Source organism: Mesorhizobium sp. M7A.F.Ca.US.008.03.1.1 (assembly GCF_003997495.1).
In the GTDB taxonomy this organism is placed as follows: domain Bacteria; phylum Pseudomonadota; class Alphaproteobacteria; order Rhizobiales; family Rhizobiaceae; genus Mesorhizobium.
In genome coordinates this window covers 224,615-241,990 of sequence record NZ_RZRU01000003.1, presented here as the reverse complement: position 1 = coordinate 241,990, position 17,376 = coordinate 224,615, and the positions used below count along the sequence as shown (strand labels likewise).

Here is a 17,376-nt window from a genome sequence, read left to right as displayed (position 1 = left end):
TACATGCTCCTGCAACGATTCCTGATCCGTCTGCTGACGATGCTGATCACGCTGTTCGGCGTGGCCGTCGTCGTCTTTGTCGTGATCCGCGTCGCGCCCGGGGATCCGATCGCCATGATGCTGCCGCCAGGAGCAACGGATGCCGACATTGCCCGGCTGCGCGCGCTCTACGGCCTCGACAAGACCATCGTGCAACAATTCTTCATCTGGCTGTCCGGCGTGGCCAGAGGCGATTTCGGCACCTCGATCTCGCTCAGACAGGACGTGCTTGGTCTCGTCTTCAACCGGCTGCCGGCGACGCTGGAACTTGCCATCGTTGCACTCATTATGGCGGTGGCGCTCGGCGGCACCACGGCGATTATCGGCGCGCGCGAGCGCGGCACGGCGGTCGAGGCCGGCATCGACATCGCCAGCGGCGCGGCGCTTTCCATCCCCGACTTCCTGTGGGGCCTGGTGCTGATCCTGCTGTTCGGCGTGCTGGTGCCGATCTTCGATATTTCCGGCCGGGTGTCGCCGCAGCTCGACCTGCCCTTCGTCACCCAGTTCTACCTGTTCGAGAGCCTGCTTCGGCTGCGCCTCGACCTCACCTGGGATCTCCTGAAGCACATGCTGATGCCGGCCGTGGCGCTGGCGCTGCCGCTGGCGGCAATCATCTCGCAGCTGTTGAAACAGTCGCTGAAGGAAGTGCTCGACCTCGACTATGTCGTGCTGGCACGGGTGAAGGGGTTTTCGGAAACGCAGGTCATTCTGCGCGAGGCGCTGAAGAATGCCGCTTTGCCGACGCTGACGCTGGTCGGCGTGCAGTTTACCTTCCTCATCGGCGGCACGGTCATCGTCGAGCGGCTGTTTTCGTATGAAGGCCTCGGCAATATGGCGATCGATGCCGTCATCAACCGCGACCTGCCGCTGATCCAGGGCATCGTTCTGGTCTTCGCGCTGCTGTTCGTTCTGATCAACCTCAGCGTCGACATGATGTATGCCCTGCTCAACCCGAGACTGCGCCATGGATGAGGGCCGTGCTCGAAGACGAGCTGTGTCGCCGCGTCTGTGGCTGGCCGGCGGCTGGCTGCTGCTGGCGCTTCTGGCGGCAATCTTCGCCCCGCTGGTAGCGCCGCAGGACCCGCTGGCGCAGGATCTGATGCTGGAGCGGTTGCCGCCGTTCTGGATGAATGGTGCCGAGCCCGGCTACTGGCTCGGCACCGACAGCCTCGGCCGGGATCTGTTGTCGAGGTTGATCTTCGGCGGCCGCATCGCCTTCATCGTCGCGTTTGCCGCGGCCATCGCGGCGTGCCTGGTCGGCTCGACGCTGGGCCTGATCGCGGGCTATTTCGGCGGCTGGGCCGACCGCATCATCTCGCGCATCGTCGATGTCTGGATGGCGTTCCCACCGGTGCTGTTCGCCATCCTGTTGGTTGCCGTGCTCGGCACCGGCCTCAGTTCCGTCATCCTCGCCATCGCTATCATCGACTGGACGCGCTTTTGCCGGGTGATCCGTGCCGAGACCATGGGCCAGTCGCGCATGGACTATGTCGAGAATGCCCGCACCGCCGGCTATGGCCGCATCGGCATCATGCTGCGCGAAGTGCTGCCGAATGTGGTGCCGTCGATCGTCGCATTGCTGTCGCTGGAAATGGGCATCGCCGTCATCGTCGAGGCGATCCTGTCCTTCGTCAATCTGTCGATCTCGACCGACGATCCGACCTGGGGAGGCATCATCGCCGAGGGCCGGCTGTCGATCCACCAGGCGTGGTGGGTGCTGGTGTTCCCTCTGGTCACGCTGATCCTGACCGTGCTGTCGTTCAGCCAATTCGGCGAGGCGCTGAAGACGCGTTTCGACCCGGTGCTGCGATGAGCGCCTGTCTCGAGATCAGGGACCTGAGCGCCGTGCTACCCAACGGCCATCGTGTGCTGCGCTCGGTGTCGCTCTCCGTTCAGCCCGGCGAGGTCCGCGCGCTGGTCGGCGAAAGCGGCGCCGGCAAGACGATGATCGGCAAGGCGGTGCTCGGTGTCCTGCCGTCGAGCGTGCGCATTGTCGAAGGCGACATGCTGCTCGAGGGCGAAGACCTCGGCAAATTGCAGCCCAAGGCACGGCGCACGCTGATCGGCGCGCGCACGGCACTGATCCCGCAGGGCCCGCTGACCGCGCTCAACCCATCGCGGCGCATCGGCTCGCAGATGACCGACCGGCTGGTGCGCATCCTCGGCTGGAGCGGCGAGAAGGCCGATACCCGCATTCGCCAGTTGCTCGACGAGGTGCAGATCCGCGACCCCGACCGCGTGCTGAAAAGCTATCCGCACGAGCTTTCCGGCGGCATGCGCCAGCGCGTGCTGATCGCTGCCGCCTTCGCCGCCGAGCCAAGGCTGATCGTCGCCGACGAGCCGACCACGGCGCTCGACGTCACCGTGCAGAAGCAGATCCTGCGGCTGATCGTGCAGTTGCAGCGCGAGCATGGCACGGCGATCCTGTTCGTCACCCATGATCTCGGCGTCGTCGCCAAGATCAGCCAGAAGGTGTCGGTGCTCTATGCCGGCAAAGTGGTGGAGGAGGCTGACACGGCTGCTCTCTTCGCCGCGCCGCAGCACCCCTACACGCGCGCGCTGATGGCGGCGACGCCGCGCTACACCGATCCTTTCGCCTCGCTGAAGCCGGTGGACGAGGCGGTGCTGGCCGGGCTTGCTGCCGAGATCGCCGCCGCCGACCAGGTATGGAGGCGGCCGCATGGCTGAGCCGCTGTTTTCCGTGCATGGGCTGAAGGTCGCGCTGCCCGACATGACGCGCAAACCGCTGATCGGCCGCGCGCCATTGGCCGAAATCCTGAAAGGCCTGGATTTCGACCTTCCCAGGGGCTCGGTGACCGGCATCGTCGGCGAATCCGGGTCCGGCAAATCGACGCTCGGCCGCGCGCTGGTGCGCCTCTTGGAGCCCAGCGCCGGCAGCATCACTTTCGACGGTCGCGACATCACCCATCTGCCGGAAGCGGAGCTCAGGCCGCTGCGCCGCAATCTTCAGATGATTTTTCAAGATCCGATGTCGTCGCTCAACCCGCGCCGCACCATCGCCAGCATCATCGCCGCGCCGCTGAAGCAGAACGGCCTTGGCGACAATCTGAAGGCACGCGTCGCCGAGGCGCTGCAACGTGTCGGCCTGCCGCAGAGCTTTGCCAGCCGCTACCGCCACGAACTGTCGGGCGGCCAGCGCCAGCGCGTCGGCATTGCGCGCGCACTGGCGCTGTCGCCGAAATTCGTGCTGGCCGACGAGATCGTCTCCGGTCTCGACGTATCGACGCAGGCGCAGATCCTGACCCTGCTGGAGAAGCTCGCGGCGGAGATGGGCCTGACTGTCGCTTTCATCAGCCACGATCTGTCCGTCATTCGGCGGCTGTGCCGGCAGGTGATCGTCATGCGCGAAGGCGTGATCGTCGAAGCGAGCGCCACCGACGCCTTGTTCGAAAACCCGCGGCAGAGCTACACGCGCGATCTCATCGCAGCCATTCCGTTGCCCGAGATCGATGCCGGCTGGCTGGACATACCAGCCGCCGCCAGCGCGCCGACATGAATGTAAACGCACGCCGAAAAGCGGGCCTCGGACGTGCGACCGCAAAGACCCAAGTCCCGCCAATGGAGAGGACTGACATGAAGACCACAATCGCAATTGCAACGCTCGCCGCCGCGATGCTCGGCAGCGCCGGCATGGCCACCGCCAGCTCGATCCCGGGCATGCGCGGGCACGACCACACAGGCATCACCGTTCCCGATATGAAGCAGGCGGTCGACTTTTTCACCGAAGTGGTCGGCTGCAAGAAGGCGATGTCGTTCGGTCCGTTCGCGGACGACAAAGGCACCTTCATGCAGGATCTGCTTGGCGTCGATCCGAAGGCGGTGATCGAAGAGGTCACCATGGTCCGCTGCGGTTATGGATCGAACATCGAGCTGTTCAAATACACAGCACCGGACCAGAAGAACCTGACACCGAAGAACAGCGACATTGGCGGCTTCCACATCGCCTTCTACGTCGACGATGTCACTGCTGCCAAAGCCTATCTCGACGGCAAGGGCGTCAAGACACGCTTGGGACCATTGCCGGTCAAGGAAGGACCCGCCGCCGGCCAGACCATTCTCTACTTCCAGGCGCCTTGGGGACTGCAGCTGGAAGCGATCAGCTATCCCGATGGCATGGCCTATGAGAAGGGCGCCGAGACGGTGCTATGGAGCCCGAAGAGCCCGGAAAAGTGATCCGGCAGCGCGCTTGCGCAACGACACGCAGGCGCGCTTTCGCCATGTCGGGACAATCGTTCTGATATAAAACTTTAAGCTTGAAATATCTTGTCGCCGGCGCGATACTGAACTCCAGCAAGCGAAGAGGAGATCGCACAGATGAAGGTTGCGGTTCTCGGCGGCGGACCGGCCGGCCTCTACTTTGCCATTTCGATGAAGCTCAGGGACGCCACGCACGATGTGACGGTGTTCGAGCGCAACCGCGCCGACGACACGTTCGGCTGGGGCGTCGTGCTGTCGGCCGAGACGCTCGACAATCTGTCGAAGAACGACCCGGTCAGCGCCGTCTGGATCAAGAAGCATTTTGCCTACTGGGACGACATCGCCGTCATCCATGACGGCGTGCGCACGGTCTCGTCAGGACACGGTTTCTGCGGCATCGGCCGCAAGCGGCTTCTGGTCCTGCTGCAGCGCCGCGCGCGCGAACTCGGCGTCAAGCTGATGTTCGAGACCGACATCGCCGATCCCAAACCTTACATGGAGACGCATGATCTTGTGGTCGCTGCCGACGGCCTGAACTCCAGGGCGCGCAACAGCTTCATCGACATCTTCAAGCCAGACATCGACACCCGCAAATGCAAGTTCGTCTGGCTCGGCACGCAACAGAAATTCGACGACGCGTTCACCTTCATCTTCGAGAAGACCGAGCATGGCTGGGTGTGGGCGCACGCCTACCAGTTCGACAGCGACACGGCGACCTTCATCGTCGAATGCAGCGAACAGACCTGGGCTGCCTTCGGCTTCGGCGCGATGTCCCAGCAGGAATCGATCGCCGTCTGCGAGCGGATCTTTGCCAAGCATCTCGGCGGCCACGCGCTGATGACCAATGCCAACCACATCCGGGGGTCGGCCTGGATCAATTTCCCGCGCGTGCTGTGCGAGCGCTGGTCTTACAAGAACCTCGCCCTGATGGGCGATGCGGCGGCGTCGGCGCATTTCTCGATCGGCTCCGGCACCAAGCTGGCGCTGGAAAGCGCGGTGGCGCTGGCCGAATATGTCGAGTCCGAGCCGGACCTCGACGCGGCGTTCCGTAGATATGAGGATGCCCGCCGCACCGAGGTGCTGAAGCTGCAATCGGCGGCGCGCAATTCGCTCGAATGGTTCGAGGAGGTCGAGCGCTATCTTGGCCTCGATCCGGTGCAGTTCAACTATTCGCTTTTGACCCGCTCGCAGCGCATCAGCCACGAGAATTTGCGGCTGCGCGATGCCGAATGGCTTGAAAGCGCCGAGGAATGGTTCCAGCGCCAGGCCGGCGCCGGCGGCAACAGCCTGCGCCGCGCGCCGATGTTCGCGCCGTTCAAGCTGCGCGACATGAGGCTGCAGAACCGCGTCGTCGTGTCGCCGATGGCGCAGTACAAGGCCGTCGACGGTTGCCCGACCGACTGGCATTTCACCCATTATGCCGAGCGCGCCAAGGGCGGCGCCGGCCTCATCTATATCGAGATGACCTGCGTCAGTCCAGAAGGGCGAATCACGCCCGGTTGTCCGGGATTCTATGCACCCGAGCATGAGGTGGCATGGAAGCGGCTGGTCGACTTCGTCCACACCGAGACCGAGGCCAAGATCTGCGCCCAGATCGGCCATTCCGGCGCCAAGGGCTCGACCCGGCTCGGCTGGGAGGGCACCGACGTGCCGTTGGTCTCAGGCAACTGGCCGGTGATGGCAGCCTCGGCCGTGGCGTGGTCGCCGCAGAATCAGGTGCCGAAGGCGATGGACCGTGCCGACATGGACCGCGTGCGCGACGAATTCGCAGCCTCGGCCGAGATGGCCGATCGTTGCGGCTTCGACATGCTCGAGATCCACGCCGCGCATGGCTATCTGCTGTCGTCCTTCATCACGCCGGTCACCAACCGGCGCACGGATGAATATGGCGGTTCGCTTGATAATCGCATGCGCTATCCCCTCGAAATCTTTCGAGCGGTGCGCGCCGCCTGGCCGGCGGAGAAGCCGATCTCGATGCGCATTTCGGCCAATGACTGGGTCGGCATCGAAGGCGTGACGCCCGCCGACGCGGTCGAGATTGCACGGCTGCTGCATGAGGCCGGCGTCGACATCTGCGACGTCTCGGCCGGCCAGACCTCGGCACTGGCCAAGCCGGTCTATGGCCGCATGTTCCAGACGCCGTTTTCCGACCGTATCCGCAACGAGGTCGGCATGGCGACGATGGCGGTCGGCAACATCTACGAGCCGGACCATGTCAATTCGATCCTGATGGCCGGCCGCGCCGATCTTGTGGCACTGGCGCGGCCGCATCTCGCCGATCCCTACTGGACGCTGCATGCGGCGGTGACGCTGGGCGACCGTGGCGTGAAGTGGCCGGATCCCTACCTGCCCGGACGCGACCAGCTCTATCGGCTGGCCGAGCGCGACGCCGCCGCGGGGCTGAAAGTATGAATGCTTTTCGCTTGCTACGTCGGCGCTGTACCCCCACCCCTAGCCCCTCCCCACAAGGGGGAGGGGGATTATGTTGCGTTCGACTCGGCGGAAACCGCATAAGTTTGCGATCGATAGGTGCTGCCGCTGCTTTCTCCCTCCCCCTTGTGGGGAGGGTTAGGGGTGGGGGTACTTGGCGCCAAGTTTCGAGGATTGGCGCATGATCGCGGGCAAGCACGCGCTGGTTACAGGCGGTGGCTCCGGTGTCGGACGTGCCATCGCGCTGGCGCTGGCTGCTGCCGGCATCGACGTCACCATCTGCGGCCGCCGGGAAGCAGAGCTTGCCCAGGTGGCCGGCGAGAACGACCGCATCTTCGGCATCGCCGCCGATGTCACCGATGAGGCGGCGATGGCGTCGCTCTACGAGAGGACGCAAGCCGCGCGCGGACCGTTCGACATCGTCGTCGCCAATGCCGGTATGGCCGGCAGCGCGCCGGCGCACAAAACCACCCTTGCCGACTGGCAGCGCACGCTCGACGTCAATCTGACCGGCGCCTTCCTGACGGTAAAGCCGGCGCTGGCCGGAATGGCGGCGCGGAAAACAGGACGAATTGTTTTCATCGCCTCGACCGCCGGACTGAAAGGCTACGCCTATGTGGCGCCTTACGTCGCCGCCAAGCATGGCGTCGTCGGCCTGATGCGGGCGCTGGCGGCAGAAACCGCGAAATCTGGTGTCACCGTCAACGCCGTGTGCCCGGGCTTTGTCGAAACCGAGATGCTGGAAGACTCTATCCAGCGCATCATCGAGAAGACCGGCCGCTCGGTCGAGCAGGCGCGGTCGAGCCTTGCCTCGACCAACCCGCAAGGCCGCTTCATCCAGCCGGATGAGGTTGCCGCCACCGTGCTGTGGCTGTGCGGCGATGCCGCCCAATCGATCACCGGACAGGCGATTTCCATCTCAGGAGGCGAAACATGGTAGCCGGCCCCCTGCCCGCGCCGTCGGGACCAGGCAAGGACCGCTTGCGTCTGTGGATCAGGCTGCTGCGTGCCTCGCGCACGATCGAGGCCGAGCTGCGCGAGCGGCTGAAGAAGGAATTCAACACGACGCTGCCGCGCTTCGACGTGATGGCCGCCCTCTATCGCGCGCCGGAAGGCATGCTGATGAGCGACCTGTCGCGCTTCCTGCTGGTGTCCAACGGCAATGTCACGGGAATCGTCGACCGGCTGGTTTCGGAAGGACTTGTCGCCCGCGCGAGGCGCAATGGCGATCGCCGCACCTCGATGGTGCGGCTGACCGAGGAAGGTACGCAGGCCTTCGCCACCATCGCCGCGGCGCATGAAGGCTGGATCGGTGAATTGCTGGGCAAGGTCAGCGAGGACGACGCGCGCCGGCTGACCGGCATGCTGACCTCGTTCCGCAGCAATTGGGAGGGACGCGAATGACCGCAATGGCCGGACGCAAGCCGAAGCATTTCCTGTGGGAGGTCGAGGGCAGGATCGCCAAGGTCCGGCTCGACCGGCCGGAGCGCAAGAACCCGCTGACCTTCGACAGCTATGCCGAGCTTCGCGACACGTTCCGCGACCTCGTCTATGCCGACGATGTCGACGCCGTGGTGTTCCTCTCCAATGGCGGCAATTTCTGCTCCGGCGGCGATGTCCATGACATCATCGGGCCGCTGGTCAAGATGGACATGAAGCAGCTTCTCGCCTTCACCCGCATGACCGGCGATTTCGTCAAGGCGATGCTGAATTGCGGCAAGCCGATCATTGCGGCGGTCGACGGCGTCGCGGTCGGCGCAGGTGCCATCATTGCCATGAGCTCCGATATCCGCATCGCCACGCCGGAAGCGAAGACCGCATTCCTGTTCACCCGCGTCGGCCTCGCCGGCTGCGACATGGGCGCCTGCGCGATCCTGCCGCGCATCATCGGCCAGGGCCGCGCCGCCGAACTGCTCTACACCGGCCGCACCATGACGGCGGCGGAAGGCGAGCGCTGGGGGTTCTACAACAGGTTGGTCGATGCCGCAGCGCTTGAGGCCGACGCGCTCGACATGGCGGCGCGCATCGTCTCCGGTCCGACCTTCGCGCACGGCATCACCAAGACACAGCTCAACCAGGAATGGTCGATGGGTCTCGACCAAGCGATCGAGGCGGAGGCGCAGGCGCAAGCGATCTGCATGCAGACGCGGGATTTTGAGCGTGCCTACAAGGCGTTCGTGGCCAAGGAGAAGCCGGTGTTCGAGGGGGACTGATGATGAGCGGTTCAATCGAGACGTTGGCGGGACAGCGCCCCCCTCTGTCCTGCCGGACATCTCCCCCTCAAGGGGGGAGATTGGCAGCTTGGGCGCCGGCTCCCATCTTGCAGCGCTGGCGATTGGCGAAAGCGGCAATGACAGCCGATCTCCCCCCTAGAGGGGGAGATGTCCGGCAGGACAGAGGGGGGCGCCGTAGAGCGCAACGCTCCAAGCACTGCGGAGGCAAACATGCCTGACCGCTCCTTCCTCAACTGGCCGTTCTTCGAAGACCGTCATCGCGAGCTGGCCGAGCAGCTGGAGGCATGGTGCGCGAAAAACCTGCCCGTTTCCCACCATGATGTCGATGCCGCCTGCCGCGAGCTGGTGGGCAAGCTCGGCAAAGATGGCTGGCTGAAGCCGACGGCGCTCGACACCGACAATCCGGGACCACTCGACGTGCGCACTTTGTGCATCGCGCGCGAGACGCTGGCCCGCCATGACGGGCTCGCCGATTTCGCCTTCGCCATGCAAGGGCTGGGCACCGGTGCGCTCAGCCTGTTCGGCACGCCGCAACAGCAGCAATGGCTGGCAAAGACGCGCGCCGGCAAGGCGATTTCCGCCTTCGCTTTATCAGAACCGCGCTCTGGCTCGGATGTCGCCAACACCGAAATGACGGCGACCCGCGACGGCGACAGCTATGTCCTGTTCGGCGAGAAGACGTGGATTTCCAATGGCGGCATCGCCGACCTCTATGTCGTCTTTGCCCGAACCGGCGAGGCGCCTGGCGCCAAGGGGCTTTCCGCCTTTCTTGTGCCTGGCGACGCCAAGGGGCTCGGCATCACCGAACGCCTGGAAGTGATCGCACCGCATCCGCTAGCGCGGCTGTCTTTCGAGCAGGTCCGCCTGCCCGCCTCGGCGCTGATCGGCAGACCCGGCGACGGCTTCCGCATCGCCATGTCGGTGCTCGACGTGTTCCGTTCGACGGTGGGTGCGGCAGCGCTCGGCTTTGCCCGCCGCGCGCTGGACGAAAGCATCAAACGGGTGGCCGAGCGCAAACTGTTCGGCGCGCCGATGGGCGAGTTGCAGATGGTCCAGGGCCATATCGCCGACATGGCGCTGGACGTCGACGCGGCCGCCCTGCTGGTCTACCGCGCCGCCTGGACCAAGGACATGGGTGCGCCCCGCGTCACCCGCGAAGCGGCGATGGCCAAGCTGTTTGCCACCGACAAGGCGCAAGAGGTGATCGACAAGGCCGTGCAACTGCATGGCGGCGACGGTGTCCGCAAAGGCCATATCGTCGAAAGCCTGTATCGCGAGATCCGCGCGCTGCGCATCTACGAGGGTGCCTCCGACGTGCAGAAAGTGGTGATCGCGCGGCAAGTGATGGGCGCGGCGTGACGGCAGAGATTTGACGGGCATTCGATTTTGAAAATTGGTTTTTGGAATACCGGGAGGTTTTGAATGCACACGATTCTGCAGCCGGAAGGCTGGGCAAAACCTGTCGGCTACGCCAATGGCGTCGCGGCGCGCGGGCGGCTCGTCTTCGTCGGCGGACAGGTCGGCTGGAACGGCCAATGCCAGTTCGAGACCGACGATTTTGTTGGCCAGGTACGGCAGACACTCAAGAACATCGTGGCGGTGCTGGCGGAAGCCGGTGCCGGACCGCAGCACATCACTTCGATGACCTGGTATTTCACCGACAAGGCCGAATACCTCGCCAATCTCAGGGGTATCGGCGAGGCCTATCGCGAGGTGATCGGCCGGCATTTTCCGGCGATGGCCGCCGTGCAGGTGGTGGCGCTGGTCGAGGACCGGGCAAAGGTGGAGATCCAGGCGACTGCCGTCATCCCGGAATAACCAATCGGTTACCCCAGGAATAAATTATTCGCGAAGTCCCGCCTGCTTCAAAATCGGCAGCACGTGATCGCAGAAATAGGGCAACTCCCTGGTGTAGTTCACGAAGGACAGCGCGATGCCCTGGTAGCCATGTCCGGCAATGGCAGCCATGTCGGCGGCGATCGTTTCAGGGGTTCCGATCAGCGGATAGGTGCCGGCGCCGCCGGCGAAACGCTGCCGGTAACGGTCATAGGCATGCGGGTCGTGCGATTGCGAGAATTCCTTCTTGCCCGCCATATGCGCATCGACCGCGTCGTGGTCGGCCATATCAACGGCGTAGCGCGTGTAGTACGCCTGTGCCTCCTCCATCGTCGGGCGGCAGACGACATGCGCCACGGTGTAGACGCTGACGTCGCGGCCTGCCTTGTGGGCCCGCTCGCTGATGTCGGCGACGTGCTTGCCGGCATCGCTCATTTCGGAAAAGGTCGTGAACAGATAGTCGCATCGGGCGGCGGCAAAATCGCGCCCCGGCCCGCCGAAAGCAGCGTTCATGGTCACCGGGCGCGGAACCTGCAGGCTGGCCGGCCGGCTGACGGCTTCCTTGAGGCGGTAATAGGTGCCCTCATAGTCGAGCGGCTCGGCCGAGGCATAAAGCTTTTCGAGGATCTCGATCCATTCGGCCGCCTGGTCGTAGCCCTTCTCGACCAAAGGCGTGCCGAACATGCCGAATTCCTTCGGGTTCCAGCCGCAGACGATGTTCAGGCCGGCGCGGCCGTGGCTGATATGGTCGACCGTCGCCAGCGCCTTGGCGGCATAGAGCGGATGCACCAGCGGCACATGCACGGTCATGAACAGGCCGATCTGCTCGGTGGCCACAGCAAGTGCCGCCGCCCAGGTGAAGGTCTCGAACGACCATTCCCGCACCTTGTTGCGGCCGCCAAAACCGCGCCAGCGCGCGATCGGCAGCATGAACTCCAGGCCGGCGCGATCGGCGATCTGGGCGGCCGTCAGATTGTCCTGCCAACTCGCCGTCCAGCGTTCAGGCACATCGGTGATGGCAAGGCCACCGTCGGCATTGGTCGAAAAGACGCCGAGCTTCAGTCTGTTCGGGCCGTGCAAGGGATGTGGTTTGTTCATGTCGCGACCTCCCGGCGAAGATCGCACGCTACGGCTCCGCAAAAATATTTCAAGCATGAAATAGCTTCGCCTCGCCATGGTTTGCGGATATGGATTCCGGCAGAGACAAAAAGGGGATCGGCATGAATGAGTTCCGCCAGAAATGCATCGGCAAGACGAACCTTATCGGCTCCTTTGCCGCCATTCCCCATCCCGTCGCGGTCGAAGTGATGGCGCAGTCCGGCCTCGATTTCCTCTGCATCGACTGGGAACATGCGCAGATCTCGCGCGACATGATCGAGAGCATGGTGCGCGCGGCCGATTTGCACCGCGTGCCGGCCATGGTGCGCGTTCCCGGCCATGCGCCGGAAGCCATCCAGGCTGCACTGGACAGTGGAGCGCAAGGCGTGCTCATCCCACGTGTCTCGACCGCCGCGCAGGCCGAAGCAGCGGTGAAAGCCTCACGTTATCCACCCAAGGGAGAGCGCGGCGTTGGACCCGGCCGGGCCGCCGGCTACGGCTATCGCATTCCCGAATATCTGGCCGGCGCCAATGACAGGATCGTCGTCGCGATCCAGGTCGAGACATCGGAAGGGCTCGCCAACATCGAGGCAATCGCGGCCGTCGACGGCGTCGATGTGATCTTCGTCGGTCCTGGCGATCTTTCGGTGTCGATCGATGCGATCGGCCCGCAAGGCGCCGACAGGCTCAATGCGGCGATCCGCACGATCATCGGCGCGACGATCGCACACAACAAGGCAGCCGGCATATTTTGCGCCAGCCCACAGCCTGTCGGGCAATGGGCAGCCATCGGCGCCAGGTTCTTCATCCTGGCCAGCGACACGATGTTCCTCGGCGCCGGCGCTGCGGCCAACTGTGCCGCCGCACGCGACGAACTGGCATGAGATGGGCGCCGCAAGGCGAAAAGGGCGTATCGGCAAGGCAACAGACCGGCCAAACTTTTTAAGCTTAAAACTTTCGCCTTGAAAAGTGCCGCGCTTTGGATAAGCATTCCAGGAGCGATGGCGACTGCCGTACGGGATGGGCTTCCCGGCCAGTCCATCGTTGTACTCCGGGTGGGAGGGGTTTCAGTCCTTGTCGTTCGTACTGCCCCAGTCATCGTCCAGCGCGCGCTATGCCTTCGATGGCGTGCGCGCCCAGATTCGCGATCTGCACACCGAAAACATCGCCAACCTTGCCGTGCGGGCGCGTGAACTGGGCGATGTGATCGCGCTCTGGTACGGCGAAGGCGACATGGTGACGCCGGCTTTCATCCGCGACGCCGCCAAGACGGCCTTCGATGAAGGGCTGACTTTCTACGTTCCCAACATGCGCGGCCATGGACCGCTGAATGAAGCGCTGTCGGAGTATCAGACGCGCGTGCACGGCCGGCCGATCCCGATCGCGCGCACCACCGTCACGCCTGGCGGCATGCAGGCGCTGTACCTGGCGCTGGAACTGCTGGTCGATACCGGCAGCAACGTCGTCTATGTCGCGCCGCAATGGCCCAACATCCACAACGCCATCCATTTGATCGGCGGTGAACCACGGCCGTTTTCGCTCGACTACAGGGGTGACTGGCATCTCGACCTCGACCGGCTGTTTGCGACCTGCGACGCGCGCACGCGGGCGATCTTCCTGTCGACGCCGTCCAACCCGACCGGCTGGACCGCATCGCGCGAGGAAATGCAGGCGCTGCTCGACTTCAGCCGCCGCACCGGCATCTGGATCATCTCCGACGAGGTCTATAACAGGCTCTATTTCGACGGCGACGTCGCCCCTTCCATCCTGCAGATCGCCGAGGATGGCGACCGGGTGCTGTCGGTCAACAGTTTCTCCAAGGCCTGGGCGATGACCGGCTGGCGCATCGGCTGGCTGACGCATCCGTCAGGCGTTGCCGACCAGCTCGGCGCCATGACGCAATATGTCAACAGCGGCACGGCCGCTCCGATCCAGGCTGGTGCGGTTGCAGCGATCCGCCAGGGCGAGCCGCTGGTCGAGGAAATCCGGCAGCGGATCAGGACCGGGCTCGACCTTGCCTATGACAGGCTGGCGCAGATTCCAGGCATCATCCTGCCTGCGAAACCGCGCGGCGGCATGTATGCCTTCTTCGCCATGGAAGGCGAAAGCGATGCACGTAACGCCTGCGCCAGGATATTGGAGACGGCGCGCGTCGGGCTGGCGCCCGGCCATCTCTTCGGGAGTTCGGCAACGGCCTTCCTGCGGATGTGCGTGTGCCGTGAACGCGAAGAGATAGCGACCGCGCTCGAGCGCATGGTCGCTGCCATGAATTGACGCCCTGCCTGAAGCGGGGCGGCAAAAAACCGTGCGGGAGCAACCCGCCCGATCAACAACAGAGGGAACACAAATGAGCTTCACTCGCCGTAAATTGCTTCTTCTTGCCGCCGCCATCGGCCTTGCCGCCGGCCCCGCCTCCGCCTATGCCGCCGATGTGCTCAATGTCGGCGCCTACCCGACCAACCCGCCCTTCGAATTCAAGAACGAGAGCGGCACCTTCGAGGGCTTCGAAGTCGACATCGTCAACGAAGCCGCCAAGCGCATCGGCATGACCACCGACATCGCCGATCTCGGCTTCCAGGCGCTGTTCGCCGCCACCACCTCGAAGCGCATCGACGTCGCGATCTCGTCGATCACCATCACCCCGGAGCGGCTGAAATCGCAGTCGTTTACCCAGCCCTATTATGATTCCGACATGGGCATCGCCACCAAGACCGACAGCGCGATCAAGGCCGAAGCCGACCTCAAGGGCAAGATCGTCGGCGTGCTGTCCGGCTCGACCGGAGAGACCTGGGTCAAGGCGCATCAGGAAGCCGACGGCTTCAGCGACGTGAAAGGCTACGACACGCAGCAGAACCTGCTGCTCGACCTCAGCGCCGGACGCGTCGATGCCGCCGTCAGCGACATTCCGGGCATGGAATATTCCTTCACCAAGATGAAGGACCTGGTCGTCAAGGAACGCATCAAGACCGGCGAACAGTACGGCCTGATGATGACCAAGGACCACCCGCTGCTCGGCAAGCTGAACGACGCGCTGAGCGCGATGAAGAAGGACGGCACGCTGGCCGCCATCCACAAGAAGTGGTTCGGCAGCGACGCGCCCGCCGACTCTTCGACCATGAAGGAAATGCCGCTGCCGAAGGCCTGAGCTGAAAGCTGCGCTGACATCGTGCCGGCTTTCCAGGCCGGCACGATTCATTTCATGCTCCAGCGCCGGCTTGCGCACAGACCGCCTCGCCCTCGGCGAGGCATATTGGTTTTAACCTGAGCATCCTTGCTCTCGGGTTCGGGAACGCTCCCATGTCGCTGCTGGATACCTTCTTCAACCCCGACGTCATCATGTCCAGCCTGCCGGCGCTGCTGCGCGGCTTCCTGAACACGCTGCTGCTCGGCATATTGAGCATCGGCATCGGCATCCCCATCGGCCTGGCGATCAGCCTGGTGCGGCTCTATGCGCCGAAGCCGCTGCGTTGGCTCGCGATCGGTTACACCGACATCTTCCGCGCCCTGCCGGTGCTGGTCGTGCTGATCCTGATCTACTACGCGCTGCCGTTTCTCGGCATACGGCTGTCATCCTGGGCGTCGGCGGTGACTGCCTTCGCCTTCATCATGTCGGCCTATTCGGCCGAAGTGTTCCGATCCGGCATCGAAAGCATTCCGCGTGGCCAGTTCGAGGCGTCGCAGGCGCTTGGCCTGCCGTTCCTCTTGACCCTGCGCAAGGTGGTGCTGCCGCAGGCGATCCGCGTGGTCATCCCGCCGATGACCAGCAACTGCGTCTCGATGTTCAAGGATACTTCGCTCGCCTCGACCGTGGCGCTGCCGGAACTCCTGAAGGAAGCGACCAACGCGCAGTCGCTCTACGCCAACCCCTCGCCGCTGATCGGCGCAGCACTTGTCTATCTGATCTTCCTCTGGCCGATGGTCCGCCTCGTCAGCCTGCTTGAAGAGCGCTTCAAGACCGAAAAGAAGCGCTGACCTCGACCCTTTGTCTCAACGCAATTCCGGACCGCTTCCCACTTTTCCTGGAATTGCACCAGCAACTGATCCCCGCCCAAATCCTCCGCAGGAGCCTACCCGTGAACAAGCACCAGACCGACAATGCGAACGCCAGCGCGTTCCCCGTCGACACCATCCGCGCCATGTTTCCAGCCTTGCAGCGGGCCGGGGACTTCATCTTTTTGGACAACGCCGCCGGCGCTCAGATCCCGCAGAGTGTGCTCGACGCGGTGACCAACCATCTGGTTTCGCACAATGTGCAGCGTGGCGGCCGCTATGGCCGCAGCGTCACCGTCGACCAGTCGGTCGCCAATGCACGGACAAGCGTGGCACTGCTGATCAACGCCTACAGCCCGGCGGAAATCTGCTTTGGCATGAATGCCACCTCGTTCATCCGCCTGGTCAGCCTCGGCATCGGCCAGATGCTGGCCAAGAATCCAGACGAAGAACGCGACGAGATCGTCATCACCGACATGGACCACGACGCCAACATCGCGACATGGCTGGCGCTGGAGCAGGCCGGCGCCAAATTCAAATGGTGGCGGATGCGCGAGGACGGCAATCTGCATGTCGACGATCTGCGCCCGCTGGTCTCGGACCGCACCCGTCTCGTCGCCTGCACGGTGACCGCGCATTCGATCGGCTCGATCGTCGATGTCGCTTCGGTGGCCGGTATCGCGCATGCGGCCGGTGCCGAAGTGTTCCTCGACTGCGTGCATTACGGGCCGCATGGGCTGATCGACGTGCAGGCCTGGGATTGCGACTATCTCGTCTGCTCCGGCTACAAGAATTTCTCGCCGCATATGGGCTTCCTGTGGGGCCGTTTCGAAACGCTGAAGCGGCTGCCGACCTTCCGCGAGGATTTCATCCCCGACGAGCCGCCCTACAAGGTCGAGGCCGGCACCTTCATCTACGAGAACGTCTCCGGCATGGATGCCGCCGTGCAGTATCTCGAACTGATCGGCCGCAATCTGGCGCCGTCCAACAACCGCTCGCGGCGCGACAACATCGTCGCCGGCATGAGCGCCATACGCGACTATGAGCTGGTGCTGGCGCGCGAGATGCTCGCTGTGCTCAAGGACTGCGGCGCGACCATCTACGGCGTTGCCGACGAGGCGCGCATCAATGAGCGCGTGCCGACCTTCTGCTTCAACATCGGCAAACTGTCGCCGCAGCGGATCGTCGAGGAAATGGCCGAGGTGCAGATCGGCATCCGCGACGGCCACATGTACGCGCCGCGCCTGATGAAGCGTCTCAACCTGTCGATGGACAGCGGCGCCATCCGCGCCTCGCTGGTGCATTACAACACGGTGGGGGAGATCCATAAGTTCGGCGAAGCGCTGCGGACCATTATTGCCAAATTGTCGTGATCGGGCGTCCAGTCCAAGAACGCGCCGGAAGCGGCCATTCGGGTATGCGTTTCGGAACGGCGGGAACTGGGCCGGAAGTGGACTGGCAGTTCTAGGAAAGACGATATGGAATAGCCGCCATCGATCAAGCGCGTACTTCAGTCTTCGAACAAATGTGT

General features: G+C 64.0%; 17 protein-coding genes. 16 read left to right on the top strand and 1 reads right to left on the bottom strand.

The genetic code is table 11. From position 1 onward, the window contains the following. Positions 1–3 precede the first annotated feature (3 nt). The 11 genes from EOA16_RS06680 (at position 4) to EOA16_RS06630 (ending at position 10,739) form a co-directional block, all read left to right on the top strand. Complete coding sequence (locus EOA16_RS06680) at positions 4–1,011, top strand: ABC transporter permease (RefSeq protein WP_127256539.1); 1,008 nt, start codon at positions 4–6, stop codon at positions 1,009–1,011. Beyond that, positions 1,004–1,852, top strand: a complete 849-nt coding sequence (locus EOA16_RS06675) for an ABC transporter permease (protein WP_127256537.1) — start codon at positions 1,004–1,006, stop codon at positions 1,850–1,852. Before EOA16_RS06680 ends, EOA16_RS06675 begins: the two co-directional genes overlap by 8 nt. Beyond that, positions 1,849–2,727 carry an ABC transporter ATP-binding protein gene (locus tag EOA16_RS06670; RefSeq protein WP_127256535.1) on the top strand — a complete coding sequence of 293 codons (879 nt, stop codon included), beginning with the start codon at positions 1,849–1,851 and terminating at the stop codon, positions 2,725–2,727. The genes EOA16_RS06675 and EOA16_RS06670 overlap by 4 nt, the downstream gene beginning before the upstream one ends. Next, the gene (locus tag EOA16_RS06665) at positions 2,720–3,556 is read left to right on the top strand and encodes an ATP-binding cassette domain-containing protein (protein WP_127256533.1); all 837 of its coding nucleotides are present in this window, start codon (positions 2,720–2,722) and stop codon (positions 3,554–3,556) included. Before EOA16_RS06670 ends, EOA16_RS06665 begins: the two co-directional genes overlap by 8 nt. 77 nt (positions 3,557–3,633) lie before the next feature. Then, the gene (locus tag EOA16_RS06660) at positions 3,634–4,233 is read left to right on the top strand and encodes a VOC family protein (protein ID WP_127256531.1); all 600 of its coding nucleotides are present in this window, start codon (positions 3,634–3,636) and stop codon (positions 4,231–4,233) included. A gap of 141 nt (positions 4,234–4,374) precedes the next feature. Continuing rightward, positions 4,375–6,669 (top strand): bifunctional salicylyl-CoA 5-hydroxylase/oxidoreductase, encoded by a 2,295-nt coding sequence (locus EOA16_RS06655; RefSeq protein ID WP_127256529.1) that lies wholly within the window; start codon positions 4,375–4,377, stop codon positions 6,667–6,669. A 199-nt stretch (positions 6,670–6,868) separates the two neighbouring features. Next, on the top strand, positions 6,869–7,627 hold the full coding sequence (locus tag EOA16_RS06650) for an SDR family NAD(P)-dependent oxidoreductase (protein WP_127256527.1): 759 nt from the start codon (positions 6,869–6,871) through the stop codon (positions 7,625–7,627). Next, positions 7,621–8,091 carry a MarR family transcriptional regulator gene (locus tag EOA16_RS06645; RefSeq protein ID WP_023811475.1) on the top strand — a complete coding sequence of 157 codons (471 nt, stop codon included), beginning with the start codon at positions 7,621–7,623 and terminating at the stop codon, positions 8,089–8,091. The genes EOA16_RS06650 and EOA16_RS06645 overlap by 7 nt, the downstream gene beginning before the upstream one ends. Further along, a complete protein-coding gene (locus EOA16_RS06640; protein WP_127256525.1) occupies positions 8,088–8,900 on the top strand; it encodes an enoyl-CoA hydratase family protein in 813 nt (270 codons plus the stop codon). Before EOA16_RS06645 ends, EOA16_RS06640 begins: the two co-directional genes overlap by 4 nt. Before the next feature lie 231 nt (positions 8,901–9,131). Then, positions 9,132–10,280, top strand: coding sequence for an acyl-CoA dehydrogenase family protein (locus tag EOA16_RS06635; RefSeq protein WP_127256523.1), 1,149 nt, complete (start codon positions 9,132–9,134; stop codon positions 10,278–10,280). A 63-nt stretch (positions 10,281–10,343) separates the two neighbouring features. Next, the gene (locus tag EOA16_RS06630) at positions 10,344–10,739 is read left to right on the top strand and encodes a RidA family protein (RefSeq protein WP_127256521.1); all 396 of its coding nucleotides are present in this window, start codon (positions 10,344–10,346) and stop codon (positions 10,737–10,739) included. A 24-nt stretch (positions 10,740–10,763) separates the two neighbouring features. Here EOA16_RS06630 and EOA16_RS06625 read toward each other — a convergent pair whose 3' ends face one another. Further along, positions 10,764–11,855 carry an LLM class flavin-dependent oxidoreductase gene (locus tag EOA16_RS06625; protein ID WP_127256520.1) on the bottom strand — a complete coding sequence of 364 codons (1,092 nt, stop codon included), beginning with the start codon at positions 11,853–11,855 and terminating at the stop codon, positions 10,764–10,766. A 122-nt stretch (positions 11,856–11,977) separates the two neighbouring features. Here EOA16_RS06625 and EOA16_RS06620 point away from each other — a divergent pair, with 122 nt between their 5' ends. From EOA16_RS06620 to EOA16_RS06600, 5 genes are all read left to right on the top strand, one after another. Further along, positions 11,978–12,739, top strand: a complete 762-nt coding sequence (locus EOA16_RS06620) for an HpcH/HpaI aldolase/citrate lyase family protein (RefSeq protein WP_127256518.1) — start codon at positions 11,978–11,980, stop codon at positions 12,737–12,739. 190 nt (positions 12,740–12,929) lie between these two features. Beyond that, on the top strand, positions 12,930–14,129 hold the full coding sequence (locus EOA16_RS06615) for a pyridoxal phosphate-dependent aminotransferase (RefSeq protein ID WP_127256516.1): 1,200 nt from the start codon (positions 12,930–12,932) through the stop codon (positions 14,127–14,129). A gap of 73 nt (positions 14,130–14,202) precedes the next feature. Further along, positions 14,203–15,000 (top strand): ABC transporter substrate-binding protein, encoded by a 798-nt coding sequence (locus EOA16_RS06610; RefSeq protein ID WP_127256514.1) that lies wholly within the window; start codon positions 14,203–14,205, stop codon positions 14,998–15,000. Between the two features lie 152 nt (positions 15,001–15,152). Then, the gene (locus EOA16_RS06605) at positions 15,153–15,827 is read left to right on the top strand and encodes an amino acid ABC transporter permease (RefSeq protein ID WP_127256512.1); all 675 of its coding nucleotides are present in this window, start codon (positions 15,153–15,155) and stop codon (positions 15,825–15,827) included. Between the two features lie 101 nt (positions 15,828–15,928). Then, the gene (locus tag EOA16_RS06600; protein WP_127256510.1) at positions 15,929–17,218 is read left to right on the top strand and encodes a cysteine desulfurase-like protein; all 1,290 of its coding nucleotides are present in this window, start codon (positions 15,929–15,931) and stop codon (positions 17,216–17,218) included. Positions 17,219–17,376: the final 158 nt, after the last annotated feature.

What these genes read in the sequence shown, in the direction of transcription:
- EOA16_RS06610 (WP_127256514.1), top strand. Translation starts at nt 14,203, where the DNA reads ATGAGCTTCACTCGCCGTAAATTGCTTCTTCTTGCCGCCGCCATCGGC.
- EOA16_RS06635 (WP_127256523.1), top strand. Translation starts at nt 9,132, where the DNA reads ATGCCTGACCGCTCCTTCCTCAACTGGCCGTTCTTCGAAGACCGTCAT.
- EOA16_RS06625 (WP_127256520.1), bottom strand. Translation starts at nt 11,855, where the DNA reads ATGAACAAACCACATCCCTTGCACGGCCCGAACAGACTGAAGCTCGGC.
- EOA16_RS06605 (WP_127256512.1), top strand. Translation starts at nt 15,153, where the DNA reads ATGTCGCTGCTGGATACCTTCTTCAACCCCGACGTCATCATGTCCAGC.
- EOA16_RS06665 (WP_127256533.1), top strand. Translation starts at nt 2,720, where the DNA reads ATGGCTGAGCCGCTGTTTTCCGTGCATGGGCTGAAGGTCGCGCTGCCC.
- EOA16_RS06645 (WP_023811475.1), top strand. Translation starts at nt 7,621, where the DNA reads ATGGTAGCCGGCCCCCTGCCCGCGCCGTCGGGACCAGGCAAGGACCGC.
- EOA16_RS06675 (WP_127256537.1), top strand. Translation starts at nt 1,004, where the DNA reads ATGGATGAGGGCCGTGCTCGAAGACGAGCTGTGTCGCCGCGTCTGTGG.
- EOA16_RS06640 (WP_127256525.1), top strand. Translation starts at nt 8,088, where the DNA reads ATGACCGCAATGGCCGGACGCAAGCCGAAGCATTTCCTGTGGGAGGTC.
- EOA16_RS06650 (WP_127256527.1), top strand. Translation starts at nt 6,869, where the DNA reads ATGATCGCGGGCAAGCACGCGCTGGTTACAGGCGGTGGCTCCGGTGTC.
- EOA16_RS06620 (WP_127256518.1), top strand. Translation starts at nt 11,978, where the DNA reads ATGAATGAGTTCCGCCAGAAATGCATCGGCAAGACGAACCTTATCGGC.
- EOA16_RS06680 (WP_127256539.1), top strand. Translation starts at nt 4, where the DNA reads ATGCTCCTGCAACGATTCCTGATCCGTCTGCTGACGATGCTGATCACG.
- EOA16_RS06660 (WP_127256531.1), top strand. Translation starts at nt 3,634, where the DNA reads ATGAAGACCACAATCGCAATTGCAACGCTCGCCGCCGCGATGCTCGGC.
- EOA16_RS06670 (WP_127256535.1), top strand. Translation starts at nt 1,849, where the DNA reads ATGAGCGCCTGTCTCGAGATCAGGGACCTGAGCGCCGTGCTACCCAAC.
- EOA16_RS06655 (WP_127256529.1), top strand. Translation starts at nt 4,375, where the DNA reads ATGAAGGTTGCGGTTCTCGGCGGCGGACCGGCCGGCCTCTACTTTGCC.
- EOA16_RS06630 (WP_127256521.1), top strand. Translation starts at nt 10,344, where the DNA reads ATGCACACGATTCTGCAGCCGGAAGGCTGGGCAAAACCTGTCGGCTAC.